We start from the raw sequence: 15782 nt of genomic DNA, 5'->3' as shown, positions 1-15782 counted from the left end.
CCCTTTGTCCCCCGGCCCGTTCGGTCAGGCCGATTCCGCAACCTAGCCTGAACGATTGTTGCTTCGCCAGCCCCCGGCCTTTACGGCGCGCCCAAGCCCCCAGGCGGTTTGCGACAAGCCGTTGCGTACATCGGATGGCCGCGCTCGCGGCTCGCCGCGTGGTTGTACCCGGCGACGATGTTGCCTAGTTGTTCACGGGTGACCCCTCAGCCGATCTCGACCAGCGCAGAGCGCGACCCGCCCTACCTCGCCGCGCTCAATCCGCCCCAGCGCGAGGCGGTGCTGACCACCGACGGCCCGGTCCTGGTCCTCGCCGGCGCCGGCACCGGCAAGACCGCCGCGCTCACCGCCCGCCTCGCGCACCTGCTCTACACCAGGCGCGCCTGGCCGTCCGAGATCCTGAGCGTCACCTTCACCAACAAGGCCGCGCGCGAGATGCGTGAGCGGGTCGGGCGGCTGGTCGGCGACGCGGTCGAGGGCATGCCCTGGCTCGGCACCTTCCACGCGATCGGCGCGAAGATGCTCCGCCGCCACGCCGAGCTCGTCGGGCTGCAATCGAACTTCACCATCCTCGACACCGACGATCAGCTCCGGCTCCTCAAGCAGCTGATCGTCGCCGCCGACATCGACGAGAAGCGCTTTCCCGCGCGCAGCCTCGCCGGCCTCATCGACGAATGGAAGAACAAGGGCCTCGTCCCGCGCGAGATCGACGCCGGCGAGAGCGAGCGCTACGCCAACGGCCGCGGCGGCGAGCTGTACGAACAATATCAGGCGCGGCTGAAGGCGGTGAACGCCTGCGACTTCGGCGACCTCCTCCTCCACGTGCTGACGATCCTCAAGACCGACCGCGGCGTGCTCGAACACTATCAGCAGCGCTTCCGCTACATCATGGTCGACGAATATCAGGATACCAACAGCGTCCAGTATCTCTGGCTTCGCCTGCTCGCGCAGGAGCGCCGCAACATCTGCTGCGTCGGCGACGACGACCAGTCGATCTATTCGTGGCGCGGCGCGCAGGTGGAGAACATCCTCAAGTTCGAGAAGGATTTCCCCGGCGCCAAGGTGATCCGCCTCGAACAGAATTACCGCTCGACTCCCCACATCCTCGGCGCGGCGGGCGGGGTGATCGCGAACAACGCCGGGCGCCTCGGCAAGGAGCTGTGGACCGAGCTCGGCGCCGGCGAGAAGGTCCGCGTCGTCGGCGTCTGGGACGGCCCCGAGGAGGCGCGCCGCGTCGCCGACGAGATCGAGGCGGCGCAGAAGAACGGGACCAGCCTCGACGACGTCGCCATCCTCGTCCGCGCCCAGCACCAGACCCGCGAGTTCGAGGATCGCTTCATCGCGATCGGCATGCCCTATCGCATCGTCGGCGGCTTCCGCTTCTACGAGCGTGCCGAGATCCGCGACGCGCTCGCCTATCTGCGCGTCGTCAACCAGCCCGCCGACGACCTCGCCTTCGAGCGGATCGTCAACGTCCCCAAACGCGGGCTGGGCGACAAGGCGGTCGCGCGCGTCCACCAGCTCGCCCGCGCGAACGGCCTGTCGCTGACCGCGGCGGCGGCGCGCATCCTCGACACCGACGAGCTGACCCCGCAGGCGCGCCGCTCGCTCGGCAACCTCGTAGGCGATATCGCCCGCTGGCGGCAGATGGCGTCGGAGCTGCCCCACCCCGAACTCGCGCGCCAGCTCCTCGACGAGAGCGGCTATACCGCGATGCTCCAGGCCGAGAAGACGACCGAGGCGGCGGGGCGGCTGGAGAACCTGACCGAACTCGTGCGCGCGATGGAGGAGTACGAGACGCTCGGCGCGTTCCTCGAACACGTCAGCCTCGTCATGGACAACGAGGGGACGCGCGAGGACCCCAAGGTCACGATCATGACCATCCACGCCGCCAAGGGGCTGGAATACGACACCGTCTTCCTCGTCGGCTGGGAGGAAGGCGTCTTCCCCTCGCAGCGCGCGCTCGACGAAGGCGGCACCCGCTCGCTGGAGGAGGAGCGCCGCCTCGCCTATGTCGCGATCACCCGCGCGCGGCGTCGCGCCTTCATCTTCCACGCCGCCAACCGCCGCATCTACGGCCAGTGGACCAGCTCGATCCCCTCGCGCTTCGTCGGCGAACTGCCGCTTGCCCACATCGACAGCGAGACGACCATGACCGGCGGCGCCAGCCTGTGGCAGGCCAATTGGTCCGAACGCGCCGATCCCTTCGCCGACGTGGCGCGCGGGACGGGGCGTGGGCCGGGCTGGCAGCGCGCGGCGGGGACGCTCGGCGGCACGATCCCGAACGGCGGCGAATGGCAGAGCCGCACCTTCTCGCGCGAGCCCTCCCGCGTAGTGGAGAGCCGCGCGAGCGCGATCAGCCTCGGCAACAAGGGCCGCAGCGACCTCGCGGTGGGCCAGCGGGTGTTCCACCAGAAGTTCGGCTACGGCGCGATCCTGCTGATCGAGGGCAACAAGCTCGAGATCGACTTCGAGAAGGCGGGGCAAAAGCGGGTGATGGATTCGTTCGTGACGGCGGGGTGATATTGCATGACGATTCAATCGACCAAAGCACATTGCAACAAGTGCCTACGCGAGACCAATCACGAACGGATTTTCGAGAGATCGATCCCTTGGCAGGAAGTCGAAAACAACTACATTATGTTTGATGGCAATGACACGTTTGTTGCTCTGAGATGCATGGGATGCGATGACATCCATTTTGAACATCATCATTGGTTCTCGGAGGATGCCGATCCAGATGGACAGCCAATCGTTCACAAAGAGCATTACCCGCCGTCTATAGTGCGTCAGAAGCCGATGTGGCGCCGGTCATTTCTACCGTACAAATGTTAAGCTTAACGCTCTAGGCAGTCTTATCGACGAGATTTATGAAGCGGAGGCAGCGGGCGCACATCGATTAGCTGTGATGGGGATTAGAGCTTTAGTAGAGCACGTGATGATTGATCAAGTTGGAGATCAAGGATCTTTTGTGGAAAATATAAATAGATTCTGCGCTGAGGGCTTTATAGCTAAAGTCCAGGCTCCAATGTTTAAAGACACGTTGGTAGAGGCGGGGCATGCAGCAATGCATCGCAACTTCGCTCCGACTGCGGAGACGGTGAGTACTCTTCTTGATATTATAGAGGGCATTATAAACGTCATCTACTACGAGCCTTTGAAAGCACAGGAAGTCACGAAGCTGATACCTAGACGGCGTGCCGACGACGACTTACCACCCTAAGCTTTGTTCATCACGCCGCCACCCGTTCCACCTCGATCTCCCCCGCCCGCGCCCGCACCTGCGCGAGATCGTGCGCCGCCTGCATCCGCATCAGCGTGTCCGCGCTCAGCCCAAACGCCTTCTCGAAGCGGATTGCCATCTCAGCCGACAGCCCCGCGCGAGCGCCAAGCAGGTTGCTCATCGCCTGCCGCGTCACCCGCAGTCGCGTCGCGGCGTCGCTCACCGTCAGTCCGTGCGGCTCGATGATCTCCGTGCGAAGCCAAGCGCCCGGATGGACGGCGAAGCTCGCATGCAACTTGATCGCCATCAGTGATAATCCTCCAAATCGAGGTCGACGATCGCGCCAGCCTCATTGAGACGAAACGTCATTCGCCAGTTGCGCGTGACCGTCAGCGACCAGTTGCCCGCAAGATCGCCGGTCAGCAGGTGAGCGCCGAAGTTCGGCGGCACCTTCAGTTCCTCCGCGTTCGCGACCGCATCGAGATAGGCGAGCATGTTGCGCAGCCGATCCACAAGGTCGCCGGGTAGACCCTTCGTCCGCCCGGTCTCCGCGAACGATCGCAGCGCCTTGTGTCGGATGCTGGCGATCTCCACTGCAATACCTTAGGCCCGTGTGTTCGCGTGTCAAGCGTAGCTTGACGCATCGCCGCCCGCGCGCGCGCCCAATGTTGGAGATCCTTCGTCATACCCTGGTCGATGACCGACCACGCCCCTCCCCAGCCGCCCACCGACCCCCCGAGCTCGACCCGGCGGACGACTATCTCCTCACCTTCGCCCCGTCCCCACCCGCACCCGGCGCGACGGGTGGACCGAGGCGAAACAGCGCGCGTTCATCGCCGAACTCAGACGGCACGGGTCGGTCCGCAAGGCGGTGCAGGCGGTCGGGATGTCGCATCAGTCGGCGTGGCGGCTGCGGGCGCGGGAGAAAGCGGAGGCGTTCGCCGCCGCCTGGGAGCGCGCGGCGGACGAAGCGGCGAGCGAGGCGCTCGATCGTGCGCTCGACGCGCTCCGGCGCGGGGTCGTCCAGCCGCGCTACTATGGTGGGCGTTACGTCGCGAGGGTCCACCGCAACGACAATCGCCTCGCGCTGGCGGCGCTGCGGGATCGTGCCAGGCCGCCCGGACGGTGACACAAGCGTCCTCCCACGCGCACCTTCGGCTCCGGAACCCGATGTCTTCCACCCGGTTGGGCCCTGAAAGCGCAGGAGTTCCCATGTCCACCACCGCCAAGCGCACCGACCCCAAGCTCTGGGAAAAGGTCAAGCAGGAGGTCACCGCCGGCGACAAGGGCGGGAACACGGGCGAATGGTCCGCGCGCAAGGCGCAGCTGGCGGTCGCCGAGTACAAGAAGCGCGGCGGCGGCTACGAGGGCAAGAAGGACCCCCACAACTCGCTCCACGAATGGACCGAGGAGGATTGGGGCACCAAGTCCGGCAAGAAGAGCGGCGACACCCACGAGCGCTACCTCCCCAAGCAGGCGCGCGAAGCGCTGTCGGACGAGGAATATGCGCGGACGACCAAGAAGAAGCGGGCCGACGCCAAGAAGGGCAAGCAATTCTCGGCCCAACCCAAGGACGTGGCGACGAAGGTCAAGCCCTACCGCGATCACGCGACCAAGGCGGACCTCTACGCCGAGGCCAGGAAGCGCGATCTGCCGGGCCGGTCGAAGATGTCGAAAGAGCAATTGGCGAAGGCGTTGGCGACGTAGCCACCGCCTCCCCGGTGCCGGCCCTCGCCTGAGAGGCGCAGAACAAAGAGGATCACCCCGCCACCGGCAACCGCACCTGCCCGGCGTCATCCCGCTCCAACGGACCGTAGGCCACGACCGTCTCCAGCAGCAGCGGCCCGTAGAGGTGCGCAAACAGCTGTCCGCCCCGCGCCTCCTCCCACTTCAGCGCCTCGCCGAACGCCGAAAGGTCCACCGCTGCGACGTGGAGGTCGCCCTGCCCCGCGAAATGCCGGTCCACCGTCTCGGTCAGCTGCGCCGCGGTCGACAGGTGGATGTACCCGTCGGCCAGATCGACCGGCGCGCCGGCGAACGTTCCCTCACGCTCCAGCGCCGCCATCTGCTCGGCGGTCAGCACCTTGTACGCGGTCAGCGGCACCTCGCTCACTCGCCGTCCTCAGGACCGGCGGCCGAGTTCTCGCCGATCACCGCGCCGTCGTCATGGTCCACCTCGGGCGCGGCGAGCTCCTCCGCCACCAGCGCCTCCGCCGCATTCTCGGGTTCGGGCTCCTCGTCGATCCGCGCCGCGGAGACGACATGCTCGTTCGCCGCCACGTCGAACAGTCGCACCCCCGCGGAGCCGCGCCCGATCACCCTGAGCGAGGCGAGCGGCATCCGGATCGTCTTGGCCTGGTCGGTCACCAGCATCAGCTGGTCGGCCTTGGAGGCGGGGAAGCTCGCCACCACCGGGCCGTTGCGGGCGATGTTGTCGATGTTGGTGATCCCCTGCCCGCCCCGGCCGGTCCGCCGATACTCGTAGGCGGAGGAGAGCTTGCCGTAGCCGTTGGCGCACACCGTCAGGATGAACTGCTCGACGCCGCGCAGATATTCGAACCGGTCCTGCTCCATGGAGAGCGGCGCATCGTTGTCCCGCCACGGCGCATTGCGGAGGTACAGCTCGCGATCCTCCACGCTCGCCGCCACCCCGCGCAGCACCGAGACCGAGATCACCTCGTCGCCGTCCTTCAGCGTCACCCCGCGTACGCCCGTCGAGTTGCGGCTCTGGAATTCGCGCACCTCTTCCGCCGCGAAGCGGATCGCCCGTCCCTGCCGGGTCGCGAGCAGCACGTCGTCCTCCGCGTCGAGCAGCGCCACGCCGACCAGCCGGTCGTCGGCGTCCTCGCCCTCGAACTTCATCGCGATCTTGCCCGCCAAGGGGATGTTCGCGAAGGCGTCCATGCTGTTGCGCCGCACGCTCCCTCGCGACGTGCCGAACATGACGTGCAGCTTGCCCCACTCACCCTCGTCCTCGGGCAGCGGCAGCACGGTGGAGATGACCTCGCCCGGCTGGAGCGGCAGCAGGTTGACCATCGGCCGCCCGCGGGTCGCCGGCCCGCCCTCGGGCAGCCGCCAGACCTTCTTGCGATAGACCCGGCCGAAGTTGGAGAAGAACAGCACCGGCGTGTGGGTCGAGGTGACGAACAGGTTCGTCACGACGTCCTCGTCCTTGGTCGCCATGCCGGCGCGGCCTTTGCCGCCGCGCGCCTGCTGGCGGAACGCCTCCAGCGGGGTCCGCTTGATGTAGCCGGCGAGGGTCACGGTCACCACCATGTCCTCGCGCTCGATCAGGTCCTCGTCCTCGATCCCGTCCGCCGCGGCGGTGATCTCGGTGCGGCGCGGGGTGGCGAACTGGGCGCGCACCTCGACCAGCTCCTCGCGCAACACCGCATAGAGCTTGGCGCGATCGGCGAGGATCGCGAGCAGTTCGGTGATCGAGCCCGCGAGCGTCTTCAGCTCGTCGCCGATCTCGTCGCGGCCGAGCGCGGTCAGCCGGTGGAGCCGCAGGTCCAGGATCGCGCGGACCTGCGTCTCGTCGAGCCGGTAGGTGTCGCCGGCGACCTCGGTCTCGACCGCCTCGACCAGCCGGATGTAGGGTGCGATCTCGGCGATCGGCCAATCCCGCGCCATCAGCGCCGCGCGCGCCTGGGCGGCGTTGGCGGAGCCGCGGATGATCCGGACCACCTCGTCCAGGTTCGTCACCGCGACGACGAGCCCGAGCAGGATGTGGGCCCGGTCCCGCGCCTTGGCGAGCTCGAACTTGGCACGCCTTGCGATCACCTCCTCGCGGAACTTGATGAAGGCCGCGATGATGTCGCGCAGGTTGAGCAGTTCGGGTCGGCCGCCGCGGATCGCCAGCATGTTCGCCGGGAAGGACCCTTGCGCCGGTGTATGCCGCCACAATTGGTTGAGCACCACCTCGACCGTCGCGTCCCGGCGCAGGTCGATGACGACGCGCACGCCCTCGCGGTTCGATTCGTCGCGGACGTCGGTCACGCCCTCGACGCGCTTCTCCTTCACCGCTTCAGCGATCTTCTCGACGAGCGCGTTCTTGCCCTGCTGATAGGGGATCTCGGTCAGCACGATCGAGCGGCGGTCGCCCCGCCCTTCCTCGACCTCGTGACGCGAGCGCACGATCACCGAGCCGCGCCCGGTCTCGTAGGCGGAGCGCGCACCGGCGCGGCCGAGGATGATGCCCCCGGTCGGAAAGTCCGGCCCCGGCACGATCGCCATCAGCTCCTCGGTCGTGATCGCGCCGTTGTCGAGATAGGCGAAACAGGCGTCGACGACTTCGCCCAGATTGTGCGGCGGGATGTTGGTCGCCATGCCGACCGCGATCCCGCCCGCGCCGTTGACCAGCAGGTTGGGGAAGCGCGCCGGCAGCACCTGCGGCTCGCGCTCGCTGGCGTCGTAGTTCGGCTGGAAGTCGACGGTATCCTTGTCGAGATCGTCGAGCAGCGCGTTCGCCGATCGCGCCAGCCGCGCCTCGGTATAGCGCATCGCCGCGGGCGGATCGGGGTCCATCGACCCGAAATTGCCCTGCCCGTCGATCAGCGGGAGGCGCATCGACCAGTCCTGCGCCATCCGCGCGAGCGCGTCGTAGATCGCGCTGTCGCCGTGCGGGTGGTACTTACCCATCACGTCGCCGACGATGCGGGCGGACTTGCGATAGGGGCGCCCGGCGACGAACCCGCTCTCCTGCGCCGAATAGAGGATGCGGCGGTGGACCGGCTTCAGGCCGTCGCGCACGTCGGGCAGCGCGCGCGCCACGATCACGCTCATCGCGTAATCGAGATAGGAGGTCTTCATCTCGTCGACGATCGAGATGGGAGCAATATCGGGGGCGTCGCCGAGGACGGTCTCGTCGGTCAAAATCTACGGCTTTCGGCTGGGTGTCGTTTCGATGACAACCCTAGCCGAGCCACCTCGCGCTTTCCACCCCCGCGCGCCCGCACGCACGAGGGGGCGCGCCGCCGCCCCGCCGCGCGAGGCCGCGCGACCTCTAGGGCGCGATCTCCGCGCCGTCCCAGGCGAACAGCTTGCCGCTGTCCTGGGGCTTGAGACCGTCGATCACGTCCAGGAGCTGGACAGCCGCGCGGTCCGGACGGAAGAGGTCGCGGCCGGCACTCTGGAACGGCTTCGACAATCGCGTGTCGACGGTGCCCGGGTGCAGCCCCACGACGACGCCGCGGTCGTTGCGGCGCTTGTCCTCGATCGCCAGCGTGCGGACAAACTGGTTGAGCGCGGCCTTCGACGCGCGGTAGCCGTACCAGCCTCCCAGCCGGTTGTCGGAAATGCTGCCGACGCGCGCCGACAGTACCGCGAACACGGTCCGTCCGGTCCTCGGCATGATGGGCAGGAAGTGCTTTGCGACCAGCGCCGGGCCGATCGCGTTGACCAGATACTGTCGCGCGAGCCACGCGGGATCGAGATCGCCGATCGCCTTCTCCGGTCCTCTCCCTTCCTCGTGAAGCAATCCGGTGGCGACGACCACCAGGGTCGGATTCCCCACACGCGCCGCCGCCGCGCCGATCGACGCCTCGTCCGTCAGATCGAAGTCCGGACGCGACAGCCGGTGGACGGTCTCGTCCTCCTCCTCCAGCGCGTCGGCCAGCGCCGCGCCGATCCCGCCGGATGCGCCGATCACCACCGCGCTCATCGGCGGACGAAGCGCCAGGCGTCGCCCGCGCTCTCGGCGTCGAAGCGGTAACCGTCGGTATCGAAGCCCTTCATCGCCGCTTCGTCGGTGATGGCGTGCTCGACCATGAACCGCGCCATCATGCCCCGCGCCTTCTTGGCGTTGAAGCTGACGAAGCGACCGTCGCCCTCGCGGAAATCGACATGGATGACCCGCACCGACCCGGGGAGACGACCATCGGCCGCCGCCCAATATTCCTGGCTCGCGAGGTTCAGGACGATGCCGGACCCCTCTTCCGCGACGTCCTCCGCCAGCCGGGCGGCGATCCGGTCGCCCCACCAGTCGGTCAGCGTCTTGCGGCGCGGCGCCCAGCGCGTCCCCATCTCCAGGCGGTAAGGCCGCATCAGATCGAGCGGTCGGAGCAGGCCGTAGAGGCCCGACAGCATGCGCAGATGATCCTGCGCGAACGGGATTGCCGCCTCGTCGAGCGACTTGGCGTCGAAGCCGGTGTAGACGTCGCCGGCGAACGCCCACAGCGCGGGCCGCTCGGGCTGGTCGAGGAAACCGCGGAAGCGTCGGACATTGAGGTCCGCAAGCTTGTCCGAAATGTCCATCAGCGCGGCGAGCTTCGGCCGGGTCAACTTGGCGGCCGCGCGCGCGAGCGTGGTCGCCTCCGCCTCGAAGCGGGGCCGCGTCGGCGTGACCGGCGGAAACTCGGACGCATAGTCGAGCGTCTTGGCAGGCGAGAGGACGGCGATCATCGCTCGGCGGGTAGCCGCAGCGCGGGCGGCGTTCAATCGGGGTTCAGTCCGGCGCGGCCACCCGCGGCCGTCCGGATCGCTTGACGTGAGCCGTCCCGTTTATAGGACGCCCGCAAACCGGCGTCTCTCGACGCGCAGAGGAGTTCAGGATGAAGAGCATTGCCAAGATCGCGCTCGTCGCGGCGCTGATGTCGGGCGCGAGCGGGATCGTCGCGACCGCCCCCGCCTTTGCGAAGGACAAGGAGCAGCCCGCGGAGTCGCCGTTCAAGTTCTCCAGCAAGGAGATCCTGGTCGCGATCCAGGCGGCCAAACCCGCGGTCGAGGCGCGCAACCCCGCCGTCGCCGAGCCGCTGGTCGTCCAGGTCGAGGGCATGGTGAAGAACGACGACGACCGCTACGTCGCCGCCGCGCTCCGCTCGGACCTGGAGCAGCAGAAGATCGCGGCCGCCACCGGCGCCGGGCAGACCGCCGACCGCACCCGGCTGATCAATGCGTACAACACCCTGCTCAACTCGCCCAAGACGCCGCCGAAGAACAAGGCCGACATCGCCGTCAACCTGGGGATCCTCTACTTCAACTCGAAGCAGTACCAGCAGGCGGTCACCTACTTCACCCAGGGCCAGCAGCTCGGCTCGACCGAGCCGAACCTGTCCGCGAACATCGTCCGCGCCAAGATGCTCGGCGGCGACGCGGCGGGCAGCCTGACCGAGCTCAACCGGCTGGTGGACATGCAGGTCCAGCAGAAGGGCAAGGCCGACGAGGAACTGTATCGCTTCGCGTTGAGCAAGACGATCCAGGCGAAGGATGCGGCCGGGACGCTCTCCTGGATGCGCAAGTATCTCGCCGCCTATCCGACGCCGAAGAACTGGCGCGACATGATCAAGATCTACGGGCTCCAGCAAGGCTCGTTCCTGACGCTGTCGAAGAGTCAGTCGCTCGACCTCTACCGCCTGATGCGGGCGACCGGCGCGCTGGCGGACGAGTACGACTATCTCGCCTATGCCGATGCCGCCAACGCCGTGGGCCTGCCGTGGGAGGCGAAGGCCGTCATCACCGACGGCCGGGCCAAGGGCAAGGTGCCCGCCGCGGGGAGTTCGGCCCAGCTGCTGTCGCTCGCGAACACCCGGATCGCGGCCGAAGGCTCGCTCGCCGCGCTTGAGTCGAAGTCGAAAGCCGCCGCCGACGGCAAGCTCGCCTCGCAGACCGCGGACGCCCAGCTCGGCTCGGGCAATTACGCCAAGGCGGCGGAGCTCTACCGGCTCGCACTCCAGAAGGGCGGCGTCGACGCCGCGGCGATCGACACGCGGCTCGGCATCGCGCTGGCGATGAGCGGCGACAAGGCCGCCGCCAAGACCGCCTTCGCGGCGGTGACCGGGTCGCCGAGCGCCGACGTCGCTGCGCTCTGGGCGACCTACATCGACCTGTCTGCGTAACGTCAGGCGGCGGGGGCGACCAGTTCGTCCCCGCCGTGCTCGTCGACGGGCACCCCCCAGATCGCCTTGGCGGTACGGATCGTCAGCGAGGTCTTGACGCTCGCGACGTTCGGCGCGGGCGTCAGATGGGTCGTCAGGATTTCCTGGAAGCTGCGAAGATCGCGCGCGACGATCTTGAGGATGAAGTCGATCTCCCCGTTGAGCATGTGACATTCCCGGACTTCGGGGATCGCGGCGACGTGCTTCTCGAATGCGCTGAGGTCCGCCTCCGCCTGGCTCCTCAGACTGACCAAGGCGAAAACGGTGATCGGATAGCCGAGCTGGGCGTTGTCCAGTTCCGCGTGATACCCCCTGATCGCGCCTGCCTCCTCCAATCCGCGGACGCGGCGCAGGCACGGCGGCGCGGTGAGGCCGACCCGCTCGGCGAGGTCGACGTTCGTCATCCGTCCGTTCGCCTGGAGCAGCGAAAGGATCTGTCGGTCGATGTGGTCCACTTACTCTCTCCGCACCCGACCGAATCAGATTTGGTCAGTCGGGCGATCTCCTGCCATAAAAAGATTGCGCGGGAACGCAATTGTCCCACTGTGTAACGCATCGGAATTGGACGTTGTGCGGTCACGCGGCTTGTCTAAGACCGTCGGGCGACTCCCCTCGGGGCCGCCTCGCTGGGGTGAAGGTGCGGTTCGACGACAGCCTCCGGACGGTGTTGGCGGCCGACACGACGAGCGCGTTCGGCGCGCAGTCGGCGTTTCGCCAGCTCGTCGACCTGATCGGCCGCGGTCGCGTGGCGTCGCTCGACGCGCCGCTCTCGCGTTTGCGTGATCTCCGCGAGCACGTTCCCGTCGCCGTCCGCGCCGCCAGCGCCCGCGCGCTCGCCCTGGTCGAGCCGCCCGCCGCGCTCGTCGCCTTCTTCGCGGAGGACGATCCCAGCGTCGCCGCGCCGGTGCTGCGGACCGTACGGCTGCCGCAAGACGAATGGCTCGCGCTCCTGCCACGGATCGGGCCGGCGGGCCGTGCCGTGCTCCGCGCCCGCGCGGATCTGCCCGCCGACGTCCTGCGTGGGCTGACGGCGTTCGGCGCCACCGACTTCACCATCGGCCATGCCGAACAGGCGCGCGAACCGGACGCCGTCGTCCCGCCCTCACCGTCACCGACCACCGCCAGCGACCGACCACCCGTTTCGGAGCCTCGACCTGCCGCCGCCGGCCAGACCTTCGCGATCGCCGAACTGGTGGAGCGGATCGAGACCTTCCAGCGCGTTCGCGAGCGTGCCGAACCGATCGACGAGCCGGCCCCCGATCGCTTCGCGTTCGAGACCGACCTGCACGGCGTGATCTGCTGGGTCGACGGCGTACGTCGCGCCGGCCTTGTCGGCCGACGGCTGTCCGCACTTCCGACCCCCGCACCCGATCGTGCCTTCGTCACGTCTCTCGATCTGGGCGACTCGGTCGAATGGACGGTCTCCGCGACATCGCTGTTCGCGTCCGACACGGGGCGGTTCACCGGGTATCGCGGGATCGCCCGGCGGGCTGCATCGGTTCCCGATCGCCCGCCGATCGAACCCGAAGCGCTGCGCCGCCTCGTCCACGAGCTTCGCACTCCGACAAACGCCATTGCGGGGTTCGCCGAACTGATCTCCCAGGGTCTGTTCGGTCCCACGCCCGAGCCGTATCGCGCCCGCGCCGCCGCCATCGGCCGCGATGTCGAGGCGCTGCTCGGCGCGATCGACGATCTCGAGATCTCGGCGCGCATCGACGGCCGCGCTCTGGAACTGTCGCCGCACCCAATCGAACTCGACGTCGCGCTTGCGACTGCGGTCGGGCGTGCGGTCGGCGGCAGCCGCCTGCGACTCCCGGCGGCGACCGGCATCCATGTCGTCGCAGACGATCGCGCGCTCGACCGCTTGCTGGTCCGCGTGTCCGAGATCGCGGCGAGCGGCGGACCGGCCGAGGAGCTGACCGACATCGCGGTCCGCGCGGAACTGCACGGGGTCGCCATCGCCTGGCCGTGGCGGTGGCGCAGCGAGACGGCCTCGCTCCTGGGCGTCGACTTCTCGCTCCGCCTCGCGCAACGGCTCGCGGTCACGCTGGGCGGGACCCTGGTCGTCCAACCCGACCGCTTGACACTCCACCTGCCGGCGTCGTTCAACACCGAGGTGCAGGCAACGACCCTTTGACGTGAGCTGGGAGCGCGGACCGGGGAGTGCGGCCGTTTGGCCGGCGGGCTGGCCGCCGCGGTTCACGATCTTCGTCGACGTCGAGGAGGAGTTCGACTGGTCGCGGCCGTTTTCGCGCGACGCGCGGGCGACGACGGCCATTCCCGCGCTGCTGCCGTTCGCCGAACGGATGGCCGGGCGCGGCGTCGGGGTGACCTACCTCGTCGACTACCCCGTCGCGACCTGCACCGGCGCGATCGAGGTGCTCCGCCACATCGCCGGGCTCCCCGGGGCGGAGATCGGGACCCAGCTCCACCCCTGGGTGAATCCGCCGTTCGACGAGGCGGTCTCGCGCGCCAACTCCTACGTCGGCAACCTGCCCTGCGCACTCGAAGCGGCGAAGCTCGACGTGCTGACGGATGCGATCACCGCCGCGATCGGCGTGCGCCCCCGCGCCTATCGTGCGGGCCGGTACGGCATCGGCCCGAACACCCCGCGGCTGCTCGCGGATCGGGGCTATCGCCTCGACAGCTCGGTCCGGACCGGCTTCGACTACCGGGCGGACGGCGGCCCCGACTTCCGCCGGTCGAGCGATAGCGCGTTCTGGCTGGACGACGGCGTGATCGAGCTTCCGCTCACCACCGTCTATACGGGCCGTTGGCGTCGTGCGGGACGTCGCCTCCATCATGCGGGAGGGCGAACGCCCGTGCTGCGCGGGTTGCTCGCCCGCGTGGGCCTGCTGTCCCGCATTCCGCTGACGCCGGAAGGCACGACCGCGGCGGAGGCGATGGCGGCGATCGCCCAGGCCGTGGCGGACGGCGCGACGGTCCTGAACCTCTCGTTCCACTCGCCGTCGCTCGTGCCCGGTCACACGCCGTACGTCCGCACGGAGGCGGATCTCGTCCGGCTGCACGCATGGTGGGATGCCGTTCTCGCCTGCCTCGACCGGCTGAACGTCCGTCCGGCCGCGCTTGCCGATCTGTTCGCCGCCGCTTGCCCCTCGCCGGGGCCATCCGCTACCGCGACGGTCGGTGTGGGCCTGTAGCTCAACGGTTAGAGCTGGCCGCTCATAACGGCTAGGTTGCGGGTTCGAGTCCTGCCGGGCCCACCACCGATGCCTTGCGGGTGATCGCACGGCGTCCGCGTGGTTCATCGTCGGCAAGAGGACCGGGCGGCGGCAGCCGCCCGGTCGCTCGCAGGCGGCACCTTACAGATGGAAGTCCTTGGCCGTCAGCTCGACTGCGCCCACCGTCGTCACCGTGAACGAGTAATCGGCGGACAGATCCGAATCGACGTTGACGTAAACCGTCCAGGTCCCCTCGGCGCCTTCGACGCGGACCTGGCCCGCAGCGGTGAAGGCGTCGGCTCCGATGAACGAAAAGCCGCCATGGTCGCCCTTCGACCCGCCGGGCGAGTCGTCGCCGCCAGCGGTATAGTCCCACTTGATGTCGAGCCGGTCCTTGCCCGCCGCATCGTAATCGGTGACGTGATCGCCGTTGGCGTCGTCGAGCGAGCCGAGCGTGAAGCGGTCCCGCCCTGCGCCGCCCGTCATCGTATCGGCGCCCGCGCCGCCCGTCAGCTCGTCGTCGCCGTCGCCGCCGCTCAGGATGTCGGTGCCCGCGCCGCCGTCGATCTTGTCCTTGCCGATGCCGCCGTCGACGGTGTCATCGCCATCATCGCCCCACAGCTTGTCGTCGCCGTCGACGCCGGTGATCGTATCGTTGCCGCCGCCGCCATGGATCTGGTCCTTGCCGAGAGTGCCGATCAGGACGTTGTCGCTGTCGTCGCCCCACTGCTTGCCGCCGTGGTCATTGCCGCCCTTCTGGTGAAAACGCATGTCGATCACTCCCGTTGTTGGTGATCGTGGGGCTAGGCGCTAAGCCTTACTGATCGACCGACGAACAAAGTGAACCGTTCGTCCATCGTTCCCGGGCGATCGCGGATGCTCAGCCCAGGGGTCGCCGCGCGCGGAGCGCCTGCGCCAGCGTCCCCTCGTCCAGATAGTCGAGCTCGCCACCGACCGGCAGACCGTGCGCGAGCTGAGTGATCCGCACCGGGAAGCGCTCGATCCGTTCGGCGACGTAATGGGCGGTGGTCTGTCCCTCGAGCGTCGCGTTCATCGCCAGCACCACTTCGTCCACCTCGCCGCCCTCGACGCGGGCGACGAGCTGGTCGACCGTCAGATCGTCCGGACGGACCCCCTCCAGCGCCGACAAGCGTCCGCCGAGGACGTGGAACCGTCCGGGAAACAGCCGCGACCGATCCAGCGCCCACAGGTCCGCGACCTCCTCCACCACGCACAGCGATCGCGCATCCCGGCGCGGATCGGCGCAGATCGCACACGGATCGGTCGTGTCTACGTTGCCGCACACCGAACAGGTGGACAGCTTCTCGTCCACCGCAGCCAAAGCGGACAACAGCGGCGCGAGCGTGGTTTCGCGCTTCTTGACGAGGTGCAGCACCGCGCGCCGTGCGGATCGCGGCCCGAACCCGGGCAGCCGCGCCAGCGCCTGGGTCAGCGCGTCGATCTCGGGAGAGGGCATCGGAGAACAGATAGGGGGTTGCGCCC

The 15782-nt window shown here is 68.4% G+C and carries 16 protein-coding genes and 1 tRNA gene; 8 read left to right on the top strand and 9 right to left on the bottom strand.

Annotation, left to right across the window (positions count from 1 at the left end; translation table 11 throughout):
• Positions 1–198 precede the first annotated feature (198 nt).
• Complete coding sequence (locus tag AC4GYY_RS03770; RefSeq protein ID WP_491118890.1) at positions 199–2523, top strand: ATP-dependent helicase; 2325 nt, start codon at positions 199–201, stop codon at positions 2521–2523.
• A 334-nt stretch (positions 2524–2857) separates the two neighbouring features.
• Positions 2858–3223 (top strand): DUF4145 domain-containing protein, encoded by a 366-nt coding sequence (locus AC4GYY_RS03765; RefSeq protein ID WP_491119287.1) that lies wholly within the window; start codon positions 2858–2860, stop codon positions 3221–3223.
• 10 nt (positions 3224–3233) lie between these two features.
• Here AC4GYY_RS03765 and AC4GYY_RS03760 read toward each other — a convergent pair whose 3' ends face one another.
• Entirely contained in the window at positions 3234–3530 is a 297-nt protein-coding gene (locus AC4GYY_RS03760; protein WP_491118889.1) for a HigA family addiction module antitoxin, read from the bottom strand.
• Positions 3530–3817: a type II toxin-antitoxin system RelE/ParE family toxin gene (locus AC4GYY_RS03755; RefSeq protein WP_491118888.1), complete on the bottom strand. Its 288-nt coding sequence runs from the start codon at positions 3815–3817 to the stop codon at positions 3530–3532. The genes AC4GYY_RS03760 and AC4GYY_RS03755 overlap by 1 nt, the downstream gene beginning before the upstream one ends.
• Before the next feature lie 292 nt (positions 3818–4109).
• Here AC4GYY_RS03755 and AC4GYY_RS03750 point away from each other — a divergent pair, with 292 nt between their 5' ends.
• Positions 4110–4352: a hypothetical protein gene (locus AC4GYY_RS03750; RefSeq protein WP_491118887.1), complete on the top strand. Its 243-nt coding sequence runs from the start codon at positions 4110–4112 to the stop codon at positions 4350–4352.
• Between the two features lie 83 nt (positions 4353–4435).
• Positions 4436–4930: a hypothetical protein gene (locus tag AC4GYY_RS03745; RefSeq protein ID WP_491118886.1), complete on the top strand. Its 495-nt coding sequence runs from the start codon at positions 4436–4438 to the stop codon at positions 4928–4930.
• Positions 4931–4982: 52 nt separating this feature from the next.
• On the opposite strand, the gene AC4GYY_RS03740 is transcribed toward AC4GYY_RS03745, so the two are convergent.
• From AC4GYY_RS03740 to AC4GYY_RS03725, 4 genes are all read right to left on the bottom strand, one after another.
• On the bottom strand, positions 4983–5336 hold the full coding sequence (locus tag AC4GYY_RS03740) for a DUF952 domain-containing protein (RefSeq protein ID WP_491118885.1): 354 nt from the start codon (positions 5334–5336) through the stop codon (positions 4983–4985).
• Positions 5333–8098, bottom strand: a complete 2766-nt coding sequence (gene gyrA, locus AC4GYY_RS03735) for a DNA gyrase subunit A (RefSeq protein WP_491118884.1) — start codon at positions 8096–8098, stop codon at positions 5333–5335. Before gyrA ends, AC4GYY_RS03740 begins: the two co-directional genes overlap by 4 nt.
• Before the next feature lie 130 nt (positions 8099–8228).
• Positions 8229–8885, bottom strand: a complete 657-nt coding sequence (locus tag AC4GYY_RS03730) for an SDR family NAD(P)-dependent oxidoreductase (protein WP_491118883.1) — start codon at positions 8883–8885, stop codon at positions 8229–8231.
• Complete coding sequence (locus AC4GYY_RS03725; RefSeq protein ID WP_491118882.1) at positions 8882–9625, bottom strand: YaaA family protein; 744 nt, start codon at positions 9623–9625, stop codon at positions 8882–8884. Before AC4GYY_RS03725 ends, AC4GYY_RS03730 begins: the two co-directional genes overlap by 4 nt.
• A gap of 149 nt (positions 9626–9774) precedes the next feature.
• Between AC4GYY_RS03725 and AC4GYY_RS03720 the strand changes: the two genes are divergently transcribed.
• Positions 9775–11058 carry a YfgM family protein gene (locus tag AC4GYY_RS03720; RefSeq protein ID WP_491118881.1) on the top strand — a complete coding sequence of 428 codons (1284 nt, stop codon included), beginning with the start codon at positions 9775–9777 and terminating at the stop codon, positions 11056–11058.
• Positions 11059–11060: 2 nt separating this feature from the next.
• Here the strand turns inward: AC4GYY_RS03720 and AC4GYY_RS03715 are convergent, their stop codons facing one another.
• Entirely contained in the window at positions 11061–11552 is a 492-nt protein-coding gene (locus AC4GYY_RS03715) for an Lrp/AsnC family transcriptional regulator (protein WP_491118880.1), read from the bottom strand.
• A gap of 182 nt (positions 11553–11734) precedes the next feature.
• On the opposite strand from AC4GYY_RS03715, the gene AC4GYY_RS03710 reads away from it, so the two are divergent.
• The 3 genes from AC4GYY_RS03710 (at position 11735) to AC4GYY_RS03700 (ending at position 14324) form a co-directional block, all read left to right on the top strand.
• Entirely contained in the window at positions 11735–13234 is a 1500-nt protein-coding gene (locus AC4GYY_RS03710; RefSeq protein ID WP_491118879.1) for a histidine kinase dimerization/phospho-acceptor domain-containing protein, read from the top strand.
• 1 nt (position 13235) lies between these two features.
• Entirely contained in the window at positions 13236–14258 is a 1023-nt protein-coding gene (locus tag AC4GYY_RS03705; RefSeq protein WP_491118878.1) for a polysaccharide deacetylase family protein, read from the top strand.
• Positions 14249–14324 (top strand) — tRNA-Ile (locus AC4GYY_RS03700). The genes AC4GYY_RS03705 and AC4GYY_RS03700 overlap by 10 nt, the downstream gene beginning before the upstream one ends.
• A gap of 96 nt (positions 14325–14420) precedes the next feature.
• Here AC4GYY_RS03700 and AC4GYY_RS03695 read toward each other — a convergent pair.
• Positions 14421–15050: a calcium-binding protein gene (locus AC4GYY_RS03695; protein ID WP_491118877.1), complete on the bottom strand. Its 630-nt coding sequence runs from the start codon at positions 15048–15050 to the stop codon at positions 14421–14423.
• A 109-nt stretch (positions 15051–15159) separates the two neighbouring features.
• Entirely contained in the window at positions 15160–15756 is a 597-nt protein-coding gene (gene recR, locus AC4GYY_RS03690) for a recombination mediator RecR (RefSeq protein ID WP_491118876.1), read from the bottom strand.
• Positions 15757–15782 lie beyond the last annotated feature (26 nt).

This window comes from Sphingomonas sp. SP6, from assembly GCF_058313435.1.
The sequence above is the reverse complement of the archived record's forward strand: the minus strand, read 5'-3'. Positions and strand labels throughout refer to the sequence as shown.

Coding starts and splice junctions, on each gene's coding strand:
- AC4GYY_RS03760 (WP_491118889.1), bottom strand. CDS start 3,530: ATGGCGATCAAGTTGCATGCGAGCTTCGCCGTCCATCCGGGCGCTTGG.
- AC4GYY_RS03750 (WP_491118887.1), top strand. CDS start 4,110: ATGTCGCATCAGTCGGCGTGGCGGCTGCGGGCGCGGGAGAAAGCGGAG.
- AC4GYY_RS03745 (WP_491118886.1), top strand. CDS start 4,436: ATGTCCACCACCGCCAAGCGCACCGACCCCAAGCTCTGGGAAAAGGTC.
- AC4GYY_RS03730 (WP_491118883.1), bottom strand. CDS start 8,885: ATGAGCGCGGTGGTGATCGGCGCATCCGGCGGGATCGGCGCGGCGCTG.
- AC4GYY_RS03725 (WP_491118882.1), bottom strand. CDS start 9,625: ATGATCGCCGTCCTCTCGCCTGCCAAGACGCTCGACTATGCGTCCGAG.
- AC4GYY_RS03720 (WP_491118881.1), top strand. CDS start 9,775: ATGAAGAGCATTGCCAAGATCGCGCTCGTCGCGGCGCTGATGTCGGGC.
- AC4GYY_RS03695 (WP_491118877.1), bottom strand. CDS start 15,050: ATGCGTTTTCACCAGAAGGGCGGCAATGACCACGGCGGCAAGCAGTGG.
- recR (WP_491118876.1), bottom strand. CDS start 15,756: ATGCCCTCTCCCGAGATCGACGCGCTGACCCAGGCGCTGGCGCGGCTG.